The sequence below is a fragment of the Micromonospora sp. NPDC047465 genome, from assembly GCF_040643125.1.
Classification (GTDB): Bacteria; Actinomycetota; Actinomycetes; order Mycobacteriales; family Micromonosporaceae; genus Micromonospora.
Genome location: NZ_JBEYTP010000074.1, coordinates 1 through 19,409 on the forward strand (window position 1 = coordinate 1; position 19,409 = coordinate 19,409).

At 69.9% G+C, this 19,409-nt stretch carries 19 protein-coding genes; 8 read left to right on the forward strand and 11 right to left on the reverse strand.

What is annotated here, in order from left to right; all coding sequences use genetic code 11:
- The 6 genes from ABZ793_RS32840 to ABZ793_RS32865 all read right to left on the reverse strand — a co-directional run.
- Positions 1-1,196, reverse strand: a 1,196-nt coding sequence (locus tag ABZ793_RS32840) for an ATP-binding cassette domain-containing protein (RefSeq protein WP_357464548.1), incomplete at its 3' end; no start/stop codon positions are given.
- Between the two features lie 74 nt (positions 1,197-1,270).
- Positions 1,271-2,908 carry a ribosomal protection-like ABC-F family protein gene (gene abc-f / locus ABZ793_RS32845; protein WP_357464550.1) on the reverse strand — a complete coding sequence of 546 codons (1,638 nt, stop codon included), beginning with the start codon at positions 2,906-2,908 and terminating at the stop codon, positions 1,271-1,273.
- A gap of 453 nt (positions 2,909-3,361) precedes the next feature.
- Positions 3,362-4,603 carry a hypothetical protein gene (locus ABZ793_RS32850; protein WP_357464552.1) on the reverse strand — a complete coding sequence of 414 codons (1,242 nt, stop codon included), beginning with the start codon at positions 4,601-4,603 and terminating at the stop codon, positions 3,362-3,364.
- 203 nt (positions 4,604-4,806) lie between these two features.
- Positions 4,807-5,436 carry a winged helix-turn-helix domain-containing protein gene (locus tag ABZ793_RS32855; protein ID WP_357464554.1) on the reverse strand — a complete coding sequence of 210 codons (630 nt, stop codon included), beginning with the start codon at positions 5,434-5,436 and terminating at the stop codon, positions 4,807-4,809.
- 241 nt (positions 5,437-5,677) lie between these two features.
- Entirely contained in the window at positions 5,678-5,929 is a 252-nt protein-coding gene (locus ABZ793_RS32860; RefSeq protein ID WP_357464556.1) for a hypothetical protein, read from the reverse strand.
- Positions 5,930-6,199: 270 nt separating this feature from the next.
- Entirely contained in the window at positions 6,200-7,150 is a 951-nt protein-coding gene (locus ABZ793_RS32865; protein ID WP_357464558.1) for a carbohydrate ABC transporter permease, read from the reverse strand.
- A gap of 612 nt (positions 7,151-7,762) precedes the next feature.
- Here ABZ793_RS32865 and ABZ793_RS32870 point away from each other — a divergent pair.
- Positions 7,763-8,764, forward strand: coding sequence for a hypothetical protein (locus ABZ793_RS32870; RefSeq protein ID WP_357464560.1), 1,002 nt, complete (start codon positions 7,763-7,765; stop codon positions 8,762-8,764).
- A 114-nt stretch (positions 8,765-8,878) separates the two neighbouring features.
- Here ABZ793_RS32870 and ABZ793_RS32875 read toward each other — a convergent pair whose 3' ends face one another.
- Together ABZ793_RS32875 and ABZ793_RS32880 are read right to left on the reverse strand one after the other, a co-directional pair.
- Positions 8,879-10,126 (reverse strand): M14 family zinc carboxypeptidase, encoded by a 1,248-nt coding sequence (locus ABZ793_RS32875; RefSeq protein ID WP_357464562.1) that lies wholly within the window; start codon positions 10,124-10,126, stop codon positions 8,879-8,881.
- 205 nt (positions 10,127-10,331) lie between these two features.
- Positions 10,332-10,859 (reverse strand): CGNR zinc finger domain-containing protein, encoded by a 528-nt coding sequence (locus ABZ793_RS32880; protein ID WP_357464564.1) that lies wholly within the window; start codon positions 10,857-10,859, stop codon positions 10,332-10,334.
- A 47-nt stretch (positions 10,860-10,906) separates the two neighbouring features.
- Between ABZ793_RS32880 and ABZ793_RS32885 the strand changes: the two genes are divergently transcribed.
- On the forward strand, positions 10,907-11,824 hold the full coding sequence (locus tag ABZ793_RS32885) for an AEC family transporter (protein WP_357464566.1): 918 nt from the start codon (positions 10,907-10,909) through the stop codon (positions 11,822-11,824).
- A gap of 107 nt (positions 11,825-11,931) precedes the next feature.
- On the opposite strand, the gene ABZ793_RS32890 is transcribed toward ABZ793_RS32885, so the two are convergent.
- A complete protein-coding gene (locus ABZ793_RS32890; protein WP_357464568.1) occupies positions 11,932-12,387 on the reverse strand; it encodes a VOC family protein in 456 nt (151 codons plus the stop codon).
- A gap of 155 nt (positions 12,388-12,542) precedes the next feature.
- Between ABZ793_RS32890 and ABZ793_RS32895 the strand changes: the two genes are divergently transcribed.
- Together ABZ793_RS32895 and ABZ793_RS32900 are read left to right on the forward strand one after the other, a co-directional pair.
- On the forward strand, positions 12,543-13,154 hold the full coding sequence (locus ABZ793_RS32895; protein WP_357464570.1) for a helix-turn-helix domain-containing protein: 612 nt from the start codon (positions 12,543-12,545) through the stop codon (positions 13,152-13,154).
- Positions 13,154-13,522, forward strand: coding sequence for a hypothetical protein (locus ABZ793_RS32900; protein ID WP_357464572.1), 369 nt, complete (start codon positions 13,154-13,156; stop codon positions 13,520-13,522). The genes ABZ793_RS32895 and ABZ793_RS32900 overlap by 1 nt, the downstream gene beginning before the upstream one ends.
- Before the next feature lie 133 nt (positions 13,523-13,655).
- On the opposite strand, the gene ABZ793_RS32905 is transcribed toward ABZ793_RS32900, so the two are convergent.
- Complete coding sequence (locus ABZ793_RS32905; RefSeq protein WP_357464574.1) at positions 13,656-13,829, reverse strand: hypothetical protein; 174 nt, start codon at positions 13,827-13,829, stop codon at positions 13,656-13,658.
- Positions 13,830-14,348: 519 nt separating this feature from the next.
- Here ABZ793_RS32905 and ABZ793_RS32910 point away from each other — a divergent pair.
- The gene (locus tag ABZ793_RS32910) at positions 14,349-14,741 is read left to right on the forward strand and encodes a hypothetical protein (protein ID WP_357464576.1); all 393 of its coding nucleotides are present in this window, start codon (positions 14,349-14,351) and stop codon (positions 14,739-14,741) included.
- Positions 14,742-14,827: 86 nt separating this feature from the next.
- Here ABZ793_RS32910 and ABZ793_RS32915 read toward each other — a convergent pair whose 3' ends face one another.
- Positions 14,828-16,855: a heavy metal translocating P-type ATPase gene (locus ABZ793_RS32915; protein ID WP_357464584.1), complete on the reverse strand. Its 2,028-nt coding sequence runs from the start codon at positions 16,853-16,855 to the stop codon at positions 14,828-14,830.
- 910 nt (positions 16,856-17,765) lie between these two features.
- Between ABZ793_RS32915 and ABZ793_RS32920 the strand changes: the two genes are divergently transcribed.
- From ABZ793_RS32920 to ABZ793_RS32930, 3 genes are all read left to right on the forward strand, one after another.
- Positions 17,766-18,092, forward strand: coding sequence for a hypothetical protein (locus tag ABZ793_RS32920; protein ID WP_357464578.1), 327 nt, complete (start codon positions 17,766-17,768; stop codon positions 18,090-18,092).
- A 198-nt stretch (positions 18,093-18,290) separates the two neighbouring features.
- Positions 18,291-18,602, forward strand: a complete 312-nt coding sequence (locus ABZ793_RS32925) for a DUF2231 domain-containing protein (RefSeq protein ID WP_357464580.1) — start codon at positions 18,291-18,293, stop codon at positions 18,600-18,602.
- Between the two features lie 261 nt (positions 18,603-18,863).
- Positions 18,864-19,298: a hypothetical protein gene (locus ABZ793_RS32930; RefSeq protein WP_357464582.1), complete on the forward strand. Its 435-nt coding sequence runs from the start codon at positions 18,864-18,866 to the stop codon at positions 19,296-19,298.
- Positions 19,299-19,409 lie beyond the last annotated feature (111 nt).

A 19,409-nucleotide genomic window follows, 5' to 3' on the forward strand; every position in this document is an offset into this window, starting at 1 on the left:
AGCCGGCCGGCGAGGACGGCGAGGAGCGTGGACTTGCCCGCACCGTTGGCGCCGGTGACCAGCAGCCGGTCGGTGGCGGCGAGGTCGAGACGGTCCAGGGTGAGTCGGCCGGGTATCCGCACGTGACGCAGGCTGACGAGGGTCCCGTCGGCGGTGGCGGTGGCGAGCGCGGTGGCGCGGAACCGCAGCGGTTCGGGTGGTGCCGCGACGGCGGCACGTTCGAGCTCGTCGAGCCGACGGCCGGCGGCCCGTACCCGTCGGGCGATCTGGTTCTGCACCCTGCCGGCGGTGTGGCCGTATCCCATCTTCTCGTTGTCGCGCCGGTCCCGGCCCGGCGCTACCTCGTGCGCGGTCACCGCGAGCTGCCGGCGTAGCTCGGCCAGTTCCTCCTGCTGTTCGGCGTGGCGTCGCTGCCACCGCTCCCGCTCGTTGCGCTGGTGAGCCAGATAGTCCCGGTAGGTGCCGCCGAAGCGGACCGGGCCGGCGACAGCGGGGTCGAGGTCGATCAGGTCGGTGCAGACCGCGTCGAGGAAGGCCCGGTCGTGGCTGGCTACGACGACGGCCCCGGGCAGGTCGCGCAACTGCTGCTCGAGAAAGGCCGCCGCGGCGTCGTCGAGGTGGTTGGTGGGTTCGTCGAGCAGCAGCGCCGAGGGCAGGCGGATGAGCAGGGCGGCGAGCGCGAGCCGGCCGCGCTGGCCGCCGGAGAGCGCGGCGAGCGCCCGCTCCGGTGCCACATCGCCGAGACCGAGTGCCGCGAGGACCATGCCGGCGCGTCGCTCGGCGCCCCAGGCGTCGATGTCCTGGGCGCGGTCGAGCAGATCGCCGTAATCGGCGAGCAGCCGTTCGTGGTCGGGTGTGTCGTCGGCGGTGCCGGCGAGCCGGTCGGCGAGCCGATCGAGGTCGGCGAGGACGGCACGGGCCTCGCGCAGGGCGTCGTCGCGCACGTCCGCCACGGTCGCGGCCGGGTCGTAGGGGGCTTCCTGCGGCAGGTAGCCGAGGTCCGGTGGGCGAACGACGCTGCCGGCGTCCGGTTCGGCCGCACCGGCGAGCAGGCGGAGCAGGGTGGATTTGCCGGTGCCGTTCTCGCCGATCAGGCCGATCCGGCGGCCGGGGGCCGCGGTGAGGGAGACCCCGTCCAGCACGCGACGGCTGCCGAGGGTATGGACGAGGTCGTGAGCGAGCAGTGCTTCGGGCATGGAGGGTCACCTTCGGGGTGCCCCGGGCCACGGGCCGGCACGGCCCGTGGCCCGGAGCAGGGCGGAGTCGGCGGTCAGGCGCGGTCGGGTGCGGGAATCTCGCGCAGGTGACCGCCGTCGAGGCGGAGCCACCGCTGCACACCGATGTCGGTGAGGAACCGTTCGTCGTGGCTGACCACCACGAACGCACCCCGGTAGGCGGTCAGGGCGCTTCCCAGTTGGCCCACGCTGACCAGGTCGAGGTTGTTGGTGGGTTCGTCGAGCAGCAGCAGGTGGGGTGCCGGCTGGGCGTAGAGGACGCAGGCGAGGGTGGCCCGCAGCCGTTCGCCGCCGGAGAGCACCCCGGCGGGGAGGTGGGCTCGGGCGCCGCGGAACAGGAACCGGGCGAGCAGGTTCATCCGTTCGGCCTGCGGCCGGTCGGGGGCGTACGCGGCGAAGTTCTCCGCGACCGTCCGGTCGAGATCCAGCAGGTCCAGGCGTTGCGACAGGTACGCGACGCGGCCGGCGGCGCGGTGCACCTGCCCGGCGTCCGGCTGGAGGTCACCCTGCAACAGACGCAGCAGGGTGGACTTCCCGGCGCCGTTGGGGCCGGTCAGCGCGATCCGCTCCGGTCCCCGGATGGTCAGGTCGGCGCCGTCGCCGGCGAAGACGGCCCGGTCGCCGTGGTAGACCTGCATACGCTCGCCGGCGAACACGGTGCGGCCGGCGGGAACGGTGGTGTCGGGCAGGTCCAGGGTCAGGGCCTGGTCGTCGCGCAACGTCCGGCTGGCCTCGTCGAGCCGGCTCTGGGCCTCGCTGACCCGGTTGGCGTGTGCCTGCTGTGCCCGGCCGGCCGACTCCTGGGCGCTGCGCTTGAGCCCACCGGCGACGATGCGGGCCAGGCCGGCGTTGCCGAGGTTGCGGGCGGCGTTGCTGGCCCGGCGGTCGGCCCGCTCCCGGGCCTGCTGCATTTCCCGCTTCTCCCGCTTCACGTCCTGCTCGGCGCTGCGGACGGTCCGCTCCGCCGCCTCGCGTGCCACGCGCGACGCCTCCTCGTACGCGGTGAAGTTCCCGCCGAACAGGCGCACCTCACCACGGTCGAGCTCGGCTATGCGGTCCATCCGGTCCAACAGGACCCGGTCGTGGCTGACCACCAGCAGGCACCCGGACCAGCCCTCCAGCACCTCGTACAGCCGGTGCCGCGCGTCGATGTCGAGGTTGTTGGTCGGCTCGTCCAGCAGCAGCACGTCCGGGCGCCTGAGCAGTTGCGCCGCCAGGCCGAGCGACACCACCTGCCCGCCGCTGAGCGTGCGCAGGCGTCGGTCCAACCCCACGTCACCGAGGCCCAGCCGGTCGAGTTCGGTGCGGCTGCGCTCCTCCACGTCCCAGTCGTCCCCGACGGCCGTGAAGTGCTCCTCCGCCGCGTCACCCGCCTCGATGGCGCGCAGGGCCGCGAGGGTCGCGTCGACCCCGAGCACCTCGGCGACGGTCAGGTCACCGGCCAGGGGCAGGTCCTGCGGCAGGTAGCCGAGCACACCGTCGACCGTCACGCCGCCACCGGTCGGGGTGAGGTCGCCCGCGATCAGACGGAGCAGGGTCGTCTTGCCGGCGCCGTTCGGCGCGACCAGGCCCGTACGGCCGGGCGGCACGGTAAAGGACAGGTCCTGGAAGACCGGAGTGTCGTCCGGCCAGGAAAAGGACAGGTTCGTACAAACAATGCAGACGTCAGACATCGGGAGACACCCTCGAAAGAGAGCCGGGGACGCGACAGACACCCCGGTCGGGCAGACAGGTTTACGACGAGACACGCCGCACCGGCGCAGGCCGGCAGGCGGCCGGGGCCGCTCACCCCGAGATGTCGTCGTCCCCCGTCACCACAGTCCGCTCCCTCGCACTCTCATCGCGGTCTCCGCCGCGCAGCACCAGCTTAACAACTTCCGGAGTGGCACCGGTACGGCAACCGCCTCGCGGGAGAACGCCTGGGCTTGGGCCGATGATCCGCGAGGCCACCGCTTGAGCGCGTCTGGTCACCGGTGGGATCCCGGCAAGCACCAACGGAGACGGCGGAGTGGTAGCGGTGCCTCAGATGCGCTGGCGCGACGGTGCCTGTTGGAAAGCGAAGGGCGGGATGGGAAACCATCCCGCCCTTCGATGGGAACGGCCCTCGCGGGCCGGTGGAAGACACGTCAGACGGCGGGCGTCTCGTCCCCGCTGATCATCGGGTCCGCGCGGCGGCGCCGGGCGAGGAGCAACATGATGCCGCCACCCGCCACCATGGCGAGACCGGCTCCGGCGATCAGCCCGGACTGCGGCCCGGTGATCGGCAAGTCACCCCCGCCGCCACCGCTGCCGCCGTCATCGTCGCCGCCCCCGCCACTGCCGCTCGCGGCGACCACGACGGCGAACCCGTCCTCGTTGTCGCTGTCGTCCACGTCGACTGCCCGTACGGCGACGGCGTTCGCCGGAAGTTCTGCGTGCTCCGGGCCGGAGCGGGTGCCCGTTCCCTCGGTCAGGCCCTCGACCTGCACGGTCCCGCCCGCCAAGGTGACGGGTGCCTTGATGGAGGCCGACACCGTCGCCAGATTGTGCAACTCGACAGCGGAGTAGATGCTGTCATTCGGGTCGGTGTCCTGGCTGGCCGGTACGAGCGCGAGCGTGTCGTAGGTGCAAACCGCTGACCGCCCGTCGTCGCCGACCGCACACTCCTTCGGCGGTCGGGTGAACGTCACACCCTTGGGCAGGTGCAGCGTGGCCTTGACGCCGCTGACTGCCTTCCGCCCCTGGTTGACGACCCGGTACCGCACCGCGCCCGTCTCGCCCGGGTTCAACGGCCCGGTGGATGCGAGCCGGCCGCCCGCACCGACCCGCACCGACTGCTTCACGTCCGGCGCCACCACCGACAGGTCGGCTTCGGGATCGTCGACCAACTTGAGCGTGACCCATTTGCCGGCAAGTGGCGTCCTTTCCTCACCCCAGGCCATGCCGGCCTCGACGTGGAACCTGCCTTCGTAGGGCTTCTGTTTCTCGTAGATACGAATATCGATGGGCAGATCCACCGTCCCGCCGGGTGCCGGCAGCAGCTCCGGAAACAGGCTCGATTCGATACGGCAGTACCAACCCGAGGTGTCGCCGTCACACTCACCGGAGCCACCGCCCTCCGGCCATATGAGTGATGCTTTGGACAAGTCCAGCTCGAGGGAGCGGACGTAGAAAATGACCTCACTCGGGGTCTTGTCGGTCAGATTGGTGAGTCTCAGGTGGACCCTCTTCCTTTCGACCCCCAGCGGAATCGCCGTACCGGCCAGATCGAACGTGAACTTCGCACCCGTGTCCGCCGCCGAGGCGGACCCGACGGGGGTAGCCGTCCCGGCAAGGACGAGCAGCGCGGCGGCGGCAGTTCGCACCAGCCATCGATGACCAAAGGCCATAGCAGAACCCTTCAGGTGAGCGGACAGTACGGCCGAGGACACTATCCACAATGGGCTCGCATCGGTATCCTCCGCTCACCCCCTACTGGGCGAGGGCCGGATCGGCGCGGCGGAGATGGCCACACCCCTGACAACTCGACCGGCGCCGCAGCACCGTGGACTTCTCCACGGTGGAGGCAGATCGGCCCGCGCCGATCGTCGACTCAGCCCTGCCGTCGATCCGCCGGGCCGGCCAGCCGCCAGCCGCCCCCGCCTGTGATGATCCGGTCAGGCCCGAGGCGTTCCCGGAGGTGGTGGATGTGCACGCCCACCGCGGCGGCCGTGGCGGGCCGGTCGTGCGGCGGCAACGACGACCAGATCCCACTCCTGCTGCGCGGCACTCCCCGCGCCTCGACGAGCACCCGCAGCACGGCGAACTCCCGCGGGCCGAGCCGGATGAACCGAGCCGGCCCGTCGAGGACGTACCGATGCTCGACATCGAGTCGCAGGCTGCCGAACGACAGCACGTCGGTGCCGTCGACCGGTTCCGGCGCGATCGGGTCCCGCACCCACCAGCCGTCCGCCCCGGTGAGAATGCGTGCGGCACCGATCCTCCTACGGATGTTGGCGATCACCACGCCGATCTGGGCAGCTGACGGCGGCCGGTACCCGCGCGGCATGGCGGCCCAGACCGCCTCCCGGCTGAGGGGCGCCCCCCGCGCGGTGAGCAGGACGGCCAGCACGGCGGCCTGCTGGCCACTGAGCATGACCGCGCTCGACTCAGCGTGCAGTCGGACCAGGCCGGTGGACGTCTGCAACTCCAGCCCGGCATAGCACAGCGGGACATCCAGCACGGGTATGGACAACTGGCGCCGAGGGGTGCTGGTCCGCGGGCGCCGTCGTTGACGGCATCGAGAGATCGCCGACAGCGCGGAGCCTGCCGCCGGAGAGACGTCCTCGGCCGGAAGGCAGCAGGCCGACCGGCCGACCATGGACTGATCAACCACCATGAAGGGCCTCACCATCTGGCTGGCCGGCCGCCACTACCCCCACCGACCAGCCGGAACCTCGGTCCGTACTCGCGGACGCCGGCAGTCAGGCCGACGGCCCGACCAGTTGGTACGCCGCCCGGACGGCGGCCACGGCCCAGCGCATGCGACTGACCGCCTCGGCCGGATGGTCGCCGTACTCCTGCGCGACGAGTGCCGCGCAACCGGCCGCCCGGTGCCGGCTGACGCTGTTCAGCACCGCCAGCCGGATTCGCTCGGGCGTCGGATCCGTCGACGGTTGGAGCGTGGAGGCGAAAAGTGCCTCCGCCCTGGTACTGAGCAGTTCCGACGGGCTCATCACCGGCTCCTTTCCGGTAGGTGGCGGCCATGCCCGCGAGGCAGATCCGGCACAAGGCGCACCACCACCGAGGTCACACGCACGAGATGCGGGGCTGGCCGATCGCCTCGGGCGACCGACGTACTTCGGGCAGCCGACGAATTCGCCGAACGGCGATGCCCGGGGTGGGGTCAGCGGAGTCGGCCCCACCCCGGTTCCGGTTCCGGGTCCCGAGTGCTGGGGTGCGCGCCCCTGCGTCGTGCCCGGCGCGCACCCCGTGATTCACCTTCGCTACTTGCCTGACCCGGCGAGGACGCCCTGCACGAAGTAGCGCTGGAAGGCGAAGAAGACCGCGAGCGGCACGAGCATGGACAGGAACGCGCCGGGACCGATCGTGTCGAGGTTGGACGAGAACGATCGCATCTGCTCCCGCAGGGCGTAGGTGATCGGGGCATTGTCGGAGGTGGCGAAGACGAGCGCGACCAGCAGGTCGTTCCAGACCCACAGGAACTGGAAGATAGCCAGCGAGGCGATGGCCGGCCAGCCGATCGGCAGCACCACGCGGGCGAAGATGAGCATTTCCCGGGCGCCGTCGATGCGGGCCGCCTCGAGCAGGTCGCGCGGGATGTTCAGGAAGAAGTTCCGCAACAGGAAGATCGCGAACGGCAACCCGAAGGCCACGTGGAAGGCAACCACCGCTGGGATCTCGCCGTAGATGCCGAGGGCCCGGAAGATCCGTGCGTCCGGCACGATCGCCACCTGGATCGGCACGACGATCAACGCGACGACCAGCGCGAACAGCCAGTCCCGGCCGGGGAAGTCCATCCAGGCCAGGGCGTACGCGCCGAGTGCGCCGAGCAGCACCACGAGCAGGGTCGACGGCACGGTGATCAGTACCGTGTTCCACAGCGATTCGACGATCCGCTCGTTCTGCAACACCTGGGCGTAGTTGTCGAGGGTCAGTTGGGCCGGTGCGGTGAAGACCGTCCACCAGCCGGTGGCGCTGTTGTCGGCGCTGCTACGCAGGCTCGCCACGGCCAGGCCGAAGGTCGGCAGCAGCCAGAAGACGCCGATCAGGACCACCAGCAGTCGCAGCAGCGCCTTGCCGAACCGCATCATGAACCGGGTCCACGGTCCCGGCCGCGGCCGGCCGCCCCGCGCGGTACCGGCGGGTATCAGTTCCGGTACGGCGTCGATGGTGGCGTGGCTCATCAGCAACCCGGTGGCGGTCCAGATGTTCAAGCTGAAGGTCTCGGGCACCCTGGGCGGCCGTGTTCGCCAAAAAGGTGCCGGCGGGACGCGTCACGCTCGGACCGAACGCGGCGACAACCGTATACTCCACCGGCTACATCACGCTCGTAACCGCTCATGGATGATCCGTGACGACGTGACCGTACGTGCCTTACCGGACGGCCCGGACGGGACGACCGGCGGCAACCAGCCCGGTCAGTCCGGCACCAGCCGGGACTCGCGTCGGACGGCGGCGCGTGCCTGTTCCGCGTCGTCGGCGGCGAGCGGGCGCGACCTTGCACATGCCCGTGTCGTCATCGAGCTACGCGCCCTGCGCGTAGGGACGCGGGTCCCGGTTCACGGCGAGCGAACCGGGTTCAGCCGACAGGCCGACGATGCTGGCGGCAGCACCGGCCGAAGCCCGCCGAACCCGCCTTGCTAATCGCATTAGCATCTTGACGCCGCCGAGACGGCGCGCGCAGACTCGTCAACCAACGAACCCGTCCGCGATGATCGTCCACACCGTACGGACGCTCGGCGAAGGTGAATGACACCCGCTGACTCGTCACGGCCGGCCCGCTCCCCCTGCCCCCATCGGCCCGCCTCGTGGACGGAGGGAACGCGATGACGCGTACCCCTGAAGGCTCATTCTCCCGACGCACGCTGCTGCGTGGTGCGGCGGCCGTTGGTGTCGCAACCACCGGCGCCGGCCTCGCCGCGACGCCCACGCCCGCGCTCGCCGCACCGGCCGGCTTTCCCAACTATCGGTACGTGCACGACGCGTTCGCCAGCCCGTTGCGCTACAACCCGACCGGCGAGTTCATCTTCCCGTGCGTGCGCGGAGTCTACGACAAGATCAGCGGCTATCTCGGTCGCTACTACCTCTACTACGCCCCGCACGACGCACCCGGCGGAATCTGCCTCGCCTACGCCGACCGGCTCGAGGGCCCCTACACCGAATACGCCAACAATCCCATCATCGACCGGCATCTGCCGACCACCACGGTGAGCCACGTGTCGTCCCCGCACGTGGTATGGGACGCGCCGACCCGGCAGTTCTACCTGTATTTCCACGGCGAGAACTACACGACCCGGGTCGCCCGCTCGACCGACGGCATCCACTTCACCGACGAGACCCCGATCCTGTCGACGAGACTGGTGCCCAACACCACCGAGACCTCGTACGCACGGGTCTTCGAGCACTCCGTGGCCGGCAAGGGCAACCGCTACGTGATGGTGTTCATGGGCCTCCACACGATCGGGCCGGGCGCCCGGAAGATCTTCTGGGGCTGGTCACCGAACGGCTGGAGCGGCTGGCAGTTCGACCCGGACCCGCTGGTGTCACCATCGGGCGACGGACTCACCGACATCTCCGCGCCGCACCTGTTGAAGCGCAACGGCACCGCCTATCTCGCGTATCACGGCAACAGCGGCAACATGTATCTGACCGAGATCGGCAACAACTTCGACCGCGAGGTCCACCTCGGAGTGTTCCACCGGCCGATCGCGTCGGACAACGGCCGCGTCGCGGCACCGACGTTCGGCACCGACGGCGGCGTGAGTTACATGCTCTACGAGGCCGGGCCCCGCCTCGACGCCAGGATCTGCGTGGCCCGCGCGGTCTAGCAACACCTCCCCGTCAACGGCCAGACGAGCAGCTCGGCCTGGAACGGGGCACCATCCCGCCGACGCCGGCGGCCCCGGAACTCCTGCCCCGGGGCCGCCAGCCGTCAATGATCGTCAGTCGTTGGTGGTGTCCCAGCCGTAGTCGGGCAGGTCGAAGAAGTCGTCACCGTCGACCCGGTCGACGGTGCCGTCGGCCAGGCCGTTGAGCAGCGACTCCACGCCGGTCTGCACGCTCTGCACGAGCATGCCGTGCTGCTTCTGGCCCAGGTCGTCCTGCTGGCCGCGCACCTCGAACAGCACCGTGCCGGTGCCGTTCAGGGCGAGCGCCGAGCGGCCCTGGCCCGCGTACTCCCGGTTGTCCGGGTGGTAGTACCGGCCGATGGCGGCGAGCTTTGACTGGTCGCCGTACTTCGCGGTCATGCCGTTGGCCACGGTGAGGGCGTAGCGGCGGGACTTGTCCTGGTCCAGCGCCGGCCACGTCGCCTTGTACGCGGCGCCGTCCTGCACGCCGAGCGGCGGGTAGTCGAGCGAGACGGAGATGAGGTTGCCGTCCTGCTCACCGCCGGTGATCCGGTCGCACGGCCCCATGTGGTGCAGGTCGATGTACGCGTCGACGGCGCCCTTCTCCGCCCGCAGACCCACGTAGACGTCGCGGATGGCCCGCGACTCGGGGGAGAGGAAGAACCCGGCGTCGGTGTCGCGGCCCGGAAGGTCGGCGGCGCGCGGCACGTAGTCGAGGTCGGGGTTGAAGTCGCGGTTCAGGTCGTAGCCGGGCAGGTTGATGCCGTCCCCGTTGAGCCGGTGGTACCAGGCGCGCGGGGCGCCGGCCAGCTGCGGGAACTCCGCGACCGTGTCGTCCCAGGACCGTACGTTCATGCGCCGGTTGAGCTCGCCGCCGTCGGGGTTGACCATCGGCATGGCGACGAAGGTGACCTCGGTGAGGATCTGTCGGGTCTGCGCGTCACCGGCGCTGCCCAGGCGCTTGAGGATCCCGAGCAGCGCCTCGGTGCCGGTCCGCTCGTTGCCGTGGATCGCGCTGGTGACCAGCAGCACCTTGTCGCCGGTGCCGACCCGGGCCGTGTACAGCTCCCGACCCTCCGGCGAGTGCCCGACCACCTCGACGTCCACCCGGCCGCCGCTGGTGCGCTCGATCTGCGCCAGCTGGTCGCCGACCTGCTCGTGGTTGCTCCAGCCCGACCAGGACGGGTCCTCGGCGATCTTGCAGCTGCCCTGCCCCGGTCCCTCGGGAGCGGCGGCGGAGACGGCCGGAGCGGTGAGGAGGGAACCGGCCAGCGCGGCCGTCACGGCGGCGGCCAGGGCCCCGCGGGATCGAAGGATCGTCGACTTCGTATTTACGTGCACGCGTAACTCCTCTCGTGGATCCACCGACCACCGAGCGGGGCGCAGAAGAGCGCTGGTGACGCTCGGGGAGCGGACCACTCTTGCTTCCGAGGATCTTGACCTGCGCGGACGGCGGATGCAATAGAGAGCTGCGCTTTTCTCGATGCGAGTGCGGGTTCCGGCCGACGCGGGGGTCCCGCCGCCCGGTGCGTGGTCTGATCGTCGATCACCTGCCTGCTCGGTGCTGGGTCCGGTGGCGATGCACAGCGTCGTGGTTGCCGCACCGGGTCGAACAGTATTCGCGACGCCCGTTGCGGCTGGTGTCGACGAACACCGTCACGCATGTCGACCGGGCGCAGACGCCCAGACGCCGCCCTTCCGCCTCGACCGCGAAGATCGCCAGACCGCCGGCCGTGACCGCTCGGACCCGGCCGACGACATCATCGTCCTCGGGCGTGAAGTGCAGGTGGGGACGCAGCCCGTCGTGGGTGGTCAGAAACGCCCCGGCAGTCCCCTCGACCAGCAGCGCGTTGATCGCCGCGCAGCGCTCGTCGGTCCCGGGCGCCTCGAACACGGCTCGCAGCCGCACACCCCACACCCGCAGGATCTCTGCCTGCCGGGCCGTGAGCGCCGGTCGGCGGATCTCGTGCGTACGCAGGACCGCCTCGATCTCACCCGCCCCGATCCCGCCCACGCCGGGCCGGCCCTCGACCACGAGGTTGGCGAGATCGGCGGCGAGACGGACCCCGGTCATGTTGTCATGGTTGAACTGCACTGACCCATTGCAACACAGTCGTTGACATGCATCTCGTCGTCATGGCGGTCGTTCCGATCGTGCTGCTGCTCGGACTCGGCACGGTGCTGCGCCGGCGGCTGGTGACCGACCCGGGATTCTGGCGCGGCATCGAGTGGATGAGCTATCGCGTCTTCACGCCCGCGCTCTTCGTCACCTCGATCGCCGCGGCCGACCTGACCGCGGCCTCGCCAGCGGCATTGCTGCCCAGCCTGGCCGTACCGGTCGTCGTCGTCTCCGTGCTCGTCATCGCGCTGCGTCGCCCGCTCCGCGCGAACGGCCCGCAACTGACCTCGCTGGTCCAGGGCAGCATCCGCATCAACACCTACATCGGGCTCGTGTTCGCGTCCGCCGCCTTCGGCCCGGAAGGCGTCGCGACCTTCGCCCTGGCCGCCGCCGTCATGGTCCCGCTCGTCAACGTCATATCGGTGAGCGTTCTGTCGAGACACGGCGACCGGGACGACCGCGACCCGCCCACGCTCTGGCGCGAACTCCTCGGCAACCCCCTCATCCAGGGCTGCGTGGCCGGCCTCGCCCTGAGCCTGCTCCACATCAATCTGCCCGCGTTCCTGGCCACCACCCTCGACATGCTCGCCGCGCCGGCGCTGGTGTGCGGAACGCTGGCGGCAGGTGCGGCAATCACCTTCCGCCTGCGGCGGCGTGATGTCGTCGACGTCCTCTCGACATCCGCACTCAAGCTCGTCGCCCTGCCCCTCGCGGCGGTCGCCATCGCCACAGCACTCGGCGTCAGCGGCGCGACGCTCACCAGCATCGCGATCATCTGCGCTGTCCCGACCGCACCATCCGCCTACGTCCTCGCCAGGCGGATGGGCGGCGACACGCACCTCATCGCGTCCATCACCGGCGCGCAGACGCTACTCTCGATCGCCACGCTCCCGTTCATCGTCGGCCTGACGACGGGATAACCATCCCCCGCGCCCGGCGGCACACCGCCACGTCCAGGTCCGCGAGGCTGTCTCGACCGAGCGGCGTTTCGACCCAGGCCGTCCGCTTGGAAGTCGACGTGTGCGGGTCACCGCTGGGTGGGGGCCGGTCGTCCCATCTCAGCGAGGATTCCGGTGCCCTGACCGAGTTCGATGAGGTAGCCGTCCGGATCACGCAGGTAGCAGCGGATCTCCACCCCGTGATCCTTCGGTTCGGTCAGGAACTGTCCGCCGCGGGAACGCCACAGCTCGTAGACGGCACGTACGTCGGTCACCCGGATGTTGAGCGCGCCGCTGAGCACGTTCGGGTCCGCCGGTGCCTGCGCCCGGACGGTCGGCTTGTCGTCGGTCGGACCGCCCTCGTCGTTGATCACGATGTAGCCGTTGTGCAGTCGGAGAATGGCCGGTTGCCGCTCGCGCACCACCGTCGCTCCCAGCACGTTGCGGTAGAACTCCCGCGAACGGTCCACGTCCCGCACGATCAACAGGTGGGTGAGCACCAGCCCGCGCTCGGGCTGGAAGTAGTCGGGCGCCTCGTCCGTCACCGCGGTCTCCTCCGGGTCGGCCGGACGCGTACCCACGCGGGCGCCGGGCACACCTCTCCGCCCCGGGGAGTCGGAGGCCGTCGCCGGACGCGAGATCACCCGACCAGAGACCACACGCCGTCCATTCTCATTCTCGATAGTGATACCGTTGGTCCGTGGAGTTGTCGAGGGAGCGTTGGGCGGAGTTGGCACTGCACCCGGTGCGCATCCGGATCCTGCGGGCGGTGGCGGGTGCGCGACTGACCACGCACGACCTGGCGGCGCTGCTGCCGGACATCCCGCAGGCCACGCTGTACCGGCACCTGGCCACGCTGGTCAAGGCCGGCCTGATCGAGGTGGTGGAGGAGCGCAAGATCCGCGGTGCCGTCGAGCGGGTCTACGCCCTGCCTACCCACGGTGCGACGCTGGACGCCGCAGCCCTGGCCACCGCGACGCCCGAGGATCACGCCCGTTACTTCACCGCCTTCGTGTCGAGCCTGCTGTCGGAGTTCTCCCGCTACCTCGCCCGTGAGCGGATCGACTTCGCCGCCGACGGGGTCGGGTACCAGCAGCTCGTGCTCCACCTGACCGACGCGGAGCTGGCAAAGTTCGCCGCCGACCTCAGCCAGGTCATCGGCCCGCTGCTGGGCAACGAGCCCGGCGAGGGCAGGACGCCCCGACTGCTGGCCACCATCCTGCTGCCGGCCGATCAGCCGGCAGCCACCGACAGCCCACAACAGACGCCGGAGCGAGACGAAGGCTCCGACCCGAGGGAAGGGAACGGCTGATGGCCTCAGTCACGGTTGCCGTCGAACTGGTCGACATTCGGTTCACCGGGTGGGAGCGGCTCTGGATCGGGCGTGAGCGGCTGGCTGTCCCCGTCACCGCGGTGCGGAGTGTGGCCGTTGTGGCCGACCCGCTGCGCCTGGCGCGGGGCGCCCGGCGCGGAATGGTCGTGTCCGGCATCGTCAAGATCGGCGTTTGGGGGTTGCTCGGTGGTCCCCGTCAGCTCGTAGCGGCACGCCGGGGCGAGCTGGGGCTGCACATCGTCCTGGACCGTGCGGCCGCCGGTGGTCAGTTCGACGAGGTCGTGCTCTCCGATCCGGCTGCGCCGGACATCGCGGACGCGATCGGGCGCGCGTCGGCGGCCAGCTAAGGAACGGCTCAGGTAGTGCTCCGCGACGTCTTCGGTGAAGTCGACGAGCTGCTGGGTGCTGGCGGCGACCGCCGAGCTTCGGGGCGGGCGGCCGTTACGGCCGACCGCCCCGAAGACGTCATCAGGTGGCGGATCACGCGAGTGGCGGTTCCGATTCCCTCGCCCTTCTGGCCTTCGTTGTTGCCGGAAGGGTGAGGGTGGGTTGACTGACGTCGTGAGGCAGCTTGGCGCGGGTGCTGTCGAGCAGCGTTGCGCTGTTGCCTCCTTGTCGACGGCTGCCGAGGACGGTCACGCTGGCGATGTCCATGATGCTCTCCTTCACACACTGTTGGTGGTCGACGTGAGCGCGATGAGGCCGAGCGCCCACCACCGCTTGGTCCTGGGTGACATCACAACCGCTCCTTCGCCCCTAGGGGGTACGGGTAAGTGGGAAATGTTTACCCCCTGGGGCAGCTTCCGCTTATCAAGAAAGGCGGATCGTGACGGGACACCGACGCTCAGGCAGAGGACGGGGCCGCACCGCAGCTCCGCCGGGCTGAGGGAGGGCTCCGGATGACCAGAGGGTCGGACGAGAACTGGCGCAGATGCATGCGGAGGCGTCGATGCCCCTGACCGCCCCGTCCGGTCCTGATCTGCCTTGCCTACCCACACCCACCAGAGGAGATGTCCATGTGCAACAGCGAATCCGGTTGCGGCTGGGCTGATCCACAGCATCGATGCCGGCCTTTCCTGGCGGACCCTGTCCCTGGCCGGGCAGGCCGACTTCCACCTGCTGCGCTCTTCCGGCGGCGTCGTGTACGGCCTCGATTCGACCAGCGGCGCCCTGATGGCCAGCACTGACCGGGTCACGTGGCAGTCCCGTTCCACGATCGAGGCCTACGACCTGGCCGTCGACCCGCACCGCCCGGACACCCTCCTGGCAACCACGGAACAGGGCACGCGCCGCTCCACTGACGGTGGCCGCACCTGGGCACCGGCCGGCGGCCCGCCAGCGGTGCTACTGCACTGGTCTGCGCGGGAACTGGTGGCGGTCACGGCGGATGGCGCACTGGTGCGATCCGTCGACGGTGCGGCGACCTGGTCGCCCACCGCCGGCCGCACAGCGGGCGCCCCGGTCGCGCTCACCGTGCACGAGAACCTCATCTACCTGGCCACCGAGGACGGCCGGGTGTTGCGCAGCGCCGACTCGGGCGTGACGTGGCAGCCGATGACGGCCTGAGCGGACGTACCCGAGTCGCCTGTGCCTGTCCAGGCGCGGGGCGGCCCGGTCGGATGGTCTCGACCGGGCCGCCGTTCATACGTGTGTTAGTGCTGTGCGGGGGTGAGCTTGACCCGTCGTAGTAGTTGGGCGTTGAGTGCCACCACGATGGTGGAGGCGGACATCAGCACCGCGCCGACGGCCGGGCTGAGGGTGAACCCCGTCCAGGCCAGGACGCCAGCGGCGAGTGGGATCGCCACCACGTTGTAGCCGGCGGCCCAGACCAGGTTCTGGATCATCTTCCGGTACGAGGCGCGGGACAGCCGGATCACGCCCGTGACACCCCGCGGGTCCGACGAGGCCAGGATGACCCCCGCGGACTCGATCGCGACGTCGGTACCGGCGCCGATCGCCAAACCGACGTCGGCGCGGGCCAGGGCGGGCGCGTCGTTCACACCGTCGCCGACCATCGCCACGGTCAGCCCCCGAGCCTGCAACTCCGCGACCGCCCGGTCCTTGTCGGCGGGCAACACCTCGGCGAAGACCTCGTCCACCCCCGGCCGGAACCCCAGATCAGCAGCGACCGCCTCGGCAACCGGCCGGGCATCCCCGGTAATCATCACGATCTTCTTGACACCCTGTTCGCGCAGGTCGGAGATGGCCTGGCGGGCCTCCGGGCGGACCTCGTCCTCCAAAGCGAACGCACCCACCGCGACCGGTCGGCCGGCCTCCGACAGACGGACCAGATGCAGCACCGCCGCACCACGAGCCGACCACCCCCGCGCAACACTTTCCAACTCCTCAGGAACCTGCACGCCGAGTTCCCGCAGCAGAGCGGGGCCACCCACCGCCCAGGTGGTGCCGTCGACAACCGCCTGAACCCCACGACCGGTCAGGGACCGGAAATCCCGGGCGGTCGCCCGCAGCCCCCGGTCCCGCGCGACCGTGACCAGAGCCTTGGCCAGGGGGTGTTCGCTGTCGGCCTCGACCGCGCCGGCGATCCGCAACACCTCGTCCTCCGTGGTGCCGCTCGCGGCGGCCGTGGCGGTGACGGTGTGGGCGCCCTTGGTCAAGGTGCCGGTCTTGTCGAACAGCACCGCGTCGACGGTGCGCATCCGCTCCAGGGCGAGGCGGTCCTTGACCAGGATGCCCGCCTTGGCCGACACCGCGGTGGACAACGCGATCACCAGCGGAATGGCCAGCCCGAGGGCATGCGGGCAGGCGATCACCAGCACCGTCACCGTCCGCACCACAGACTCGTCGACATCACCCAACGCCCACCAGGCGGCAAAGGTGACCACCGCGGCGGCGGCCGCGACGTAGAACAGCATCGCCGCGAACCGGTCGGCGAGGACCTGCGCCCGACCGCTGGACGCCTGCGCCTGCGCGACGAGCCGACCGATGCCGGCCAGCGCGGTGTCCTCACCGACCGCGTCGACCCGCACCCGCAACGCGGAATCGGTGGCCACCGTGCCCGCCACCACCCGGTCGCCCACGCCACGCGGCACCGGCCGGGACTCCCCCGTGATCATCGACTCGTCCAACTCAGCAGCGCCGTCGACGATCCGACCGTCAGCCGGCACCCGGCCACCAGAACGGACCAGCACGACGTCACCCACCCGCAACTGCGACACCGACACCCGATGCACAGCACCATCGCCATCGACCCGCTCGGCGTCATCGGGCAGCAACGCCGCCAACGCGGCAAGAGCACCCTGCGCCTGACCGATCGCCTTCATCTCCTGCCAGTGCCCCAGCAACATGATCGTCACCAGCGCCGCCAGCTCCCACCAGAAGTCCAGATCGAACACACCGAAACTGGTCGCCATCGACGCGACATACGCCACCGCGATCGCCATCGAAATCAGCAGCATCATCCCCGGAGCACGATCACGCACCTCACGGACACCACCGACCAGGAACGGCCAACCCCCATAGAAGAACACCACCGACCCCAGAACCGGACCCACCCAGCCCATACCCGGAAAGTCCAGGGCGTAGCCGAACCAACCCATCACCATGTGACTGGTCACCACGATCGGCACCGTGAGGACGAGGCTCAACCAGAACTTACGCCGGAACTGCTCCGGATCATGCCCCGCATGCTTGTCATGACCCCCGTGCCCCGCATGCATGCCATGACCGCCGTGCCCCGCATGCGCGCCATGACCGCCGTGCCCACCGGCAAAACCATGCCCTGCGCGGTCATGGTGACCACCGTGGTGACCACCCACGGGCTGGGGGCCGGCTGCCCCAGCACCGCTTCCATGCCCGCCATCGGATCCACCGCGAGGCTGCTCGCCCACCGGAACCTGATGCCCGTGATGCCCACCAGCGACCATGGCATCGGTGTCAGTCACGTGTTCGTGCCTCATGCCGTCCACCTCCAACCGGAACCATATACCCCCTAGGGGTATATGGCAACCGTCGGGCCATGACCCACTCCTCCCCTGCTACAACGATGGTTCGGGAGTCCGACGGGCAGCACGGGACGTTACCCCTACCCCCCAGCTGTATCGAACCATGACCGGGGAGGCGGGCACACCCTCGCCGTGTCGCAGCCACCCGGAGCGGGGGCGAGCCCGGAGGCTCCAGCAGCAGACGGGACAGCAAGCACAGGGACACTGCTGCCGCCGCCCGTCGTCGCAGCCGCGATCGCCGCTGTGGCCGCGTACGGCCGGACGCCCAACTTCCCGACCCCACTGGCGATCGGGACCGAGGCGGCCGTTGTCCTCGCTGCCACCGGCTGGATCGCCGACCCCGGTCGACAGCGCGCTGAGCAAACGCGAGCAGGCCATGACGGCCGCCAAGGCTCCCGACGGCATCAACCCCACCGAAGAGGGATCGTCGCCATCGCTCAGAACCGGGCGACCTGGTGAGCGCCCACCTGAACCGGGCCAACCACCCCAGAATGTGAAACAACTACTTATAGCAGCTGAAGGCATGTTCGCCTCAAAAACCTGGAAAGCACTCCGACCGGACATGAATCCTTCTTATGTTCGTCGTGGCTCGTCTTCCTGAGCCGACCAGAAGGGAGTGAGGGACATGTCCAAGAGGTTTCTGACCCGGCTCGCCGGCGGGGTAGCGCTGGGCAGCGCCGCCCTGCTGCTCGGTACGCCCGCCGCCGCGCTCGCCGCGCCCTACGGACACCCGGAGCCCGGGGCCTGGGACCGCACCGAGGTTGTCTGCGCGAACACCGAGCAGAGCAACGAAGTGATCGTCGCCCAAATCATCAAGGACAACACCATCCGGGACAGCGACGTCAGCGTCGAGCAGTCCGCAGCGGTCGAAACGACGAACGACAACAGGACTCAGCCCAACAACGTCGTCGTCTGCATCGGCAACGTCGACGTTGACGTCGACGTGGAGTAGGACCGGGAGCCGCTCAAGTCGCTCCAGCGCGCCGGTATCAGCGGGTCCGGCTCGCCGGTGGACCAGCATGCCGGCAACCGGGTGGTCGGGGTGACGAAGGCTTGAGGAGGTTCTTCGCGGGCAGCGGTCGGCTGCCCGCGAAGAACCGCCGGTGGTCGGGGTCAGTGATGCCCGCAGAGCAGGAGACGGAGTGCGGTCGTGGGGCACGCGATCCACCCAATGTTGATCGTGTTCCCCTCGGGGCTGCTTGCCACCGCGGTGATCTTCGACATCGTGTATCTGGCCGCCGACCGCCCGGGGTTCGCCCTGGCGGCGGGTTACATGATCGCGGCGGGGATCATCGGTGGGCTGACAGCGGGGTCCTCGCCCTGGTGTTCGGTTTCGCCGGTGCGGCCCTGGCCGGTGTTACCGGATGGCTTGGCGGCGAGCCTGGTCGAGCGGCCCGGGGTCGGCGTGGACGACGGCGCCGACGTGAAGGCGCCGAGTTCGCTGTCCCACAAGCACGCCTGAATCTCCGATCGAACGAGGGGTGGACCGGGCTGATGGCAAGCAGACACGAAACTCCGCAACCAGCCGGGTTGAGCACAGTCCAGCGGTTGGCCACCACCGGGCGTGCCGTCGCCCAAGCCCGTGGCACAGGCTTGCCGGGGAGGACGAGAGGCGTGGCTGAGCCGGCCGGAGCACTCGTCGTGCCACCTGTGAACAGTCGCGGCGTCGACCGCTGCTGAGATGGACTGGGCCGGATGGGCGTTGTTCGGGTTGGTCGCTACCGTGGCGCTCACCGCGGCGCTGATCACTGCACAACTGGCCGGCCTTACTCGCCTCGACATTCCCCTGGTACTCGGGACCATCGTCACCGAGGATCCCGACCGCGCCCGGGTCGTCGGGTTCTTCATCCACCTCTGCGCCGGTCAGGGCTTCGCCCTCGGCTACGCGGCCATGTTTGCCCTGCTCCACCGCGCCACCTGGTGGATCGGGGCGCTGATCGGGAGCCTCCACGTCGGGATCGCGCTGACGATTCTCCTGCCGCTGCTTCCGGGTTTCCACCCGCGCATGGCCTCGCAACGGGCGGGCCCGGCCAGCACAGCCGTGTTGGAGCCGCCTGGCCTGTTCGCCCTCAACTACGGGATCCAAACTCCCGCGGTCGCGGCCGTCGTCCACATCATCTACGGAAGCGTCCTCGGACTGCTCCTTCAGGCCGACTGACCGGCGTCACGCGACTTGAGGTTCCCCCGGTAGCTCGGAGACTTTCGATCGTGGTCTTATAGGCCCTGACCAGGAGGTTCTCTGTGCCCGCCCCTCGTAAGTACCCGGACG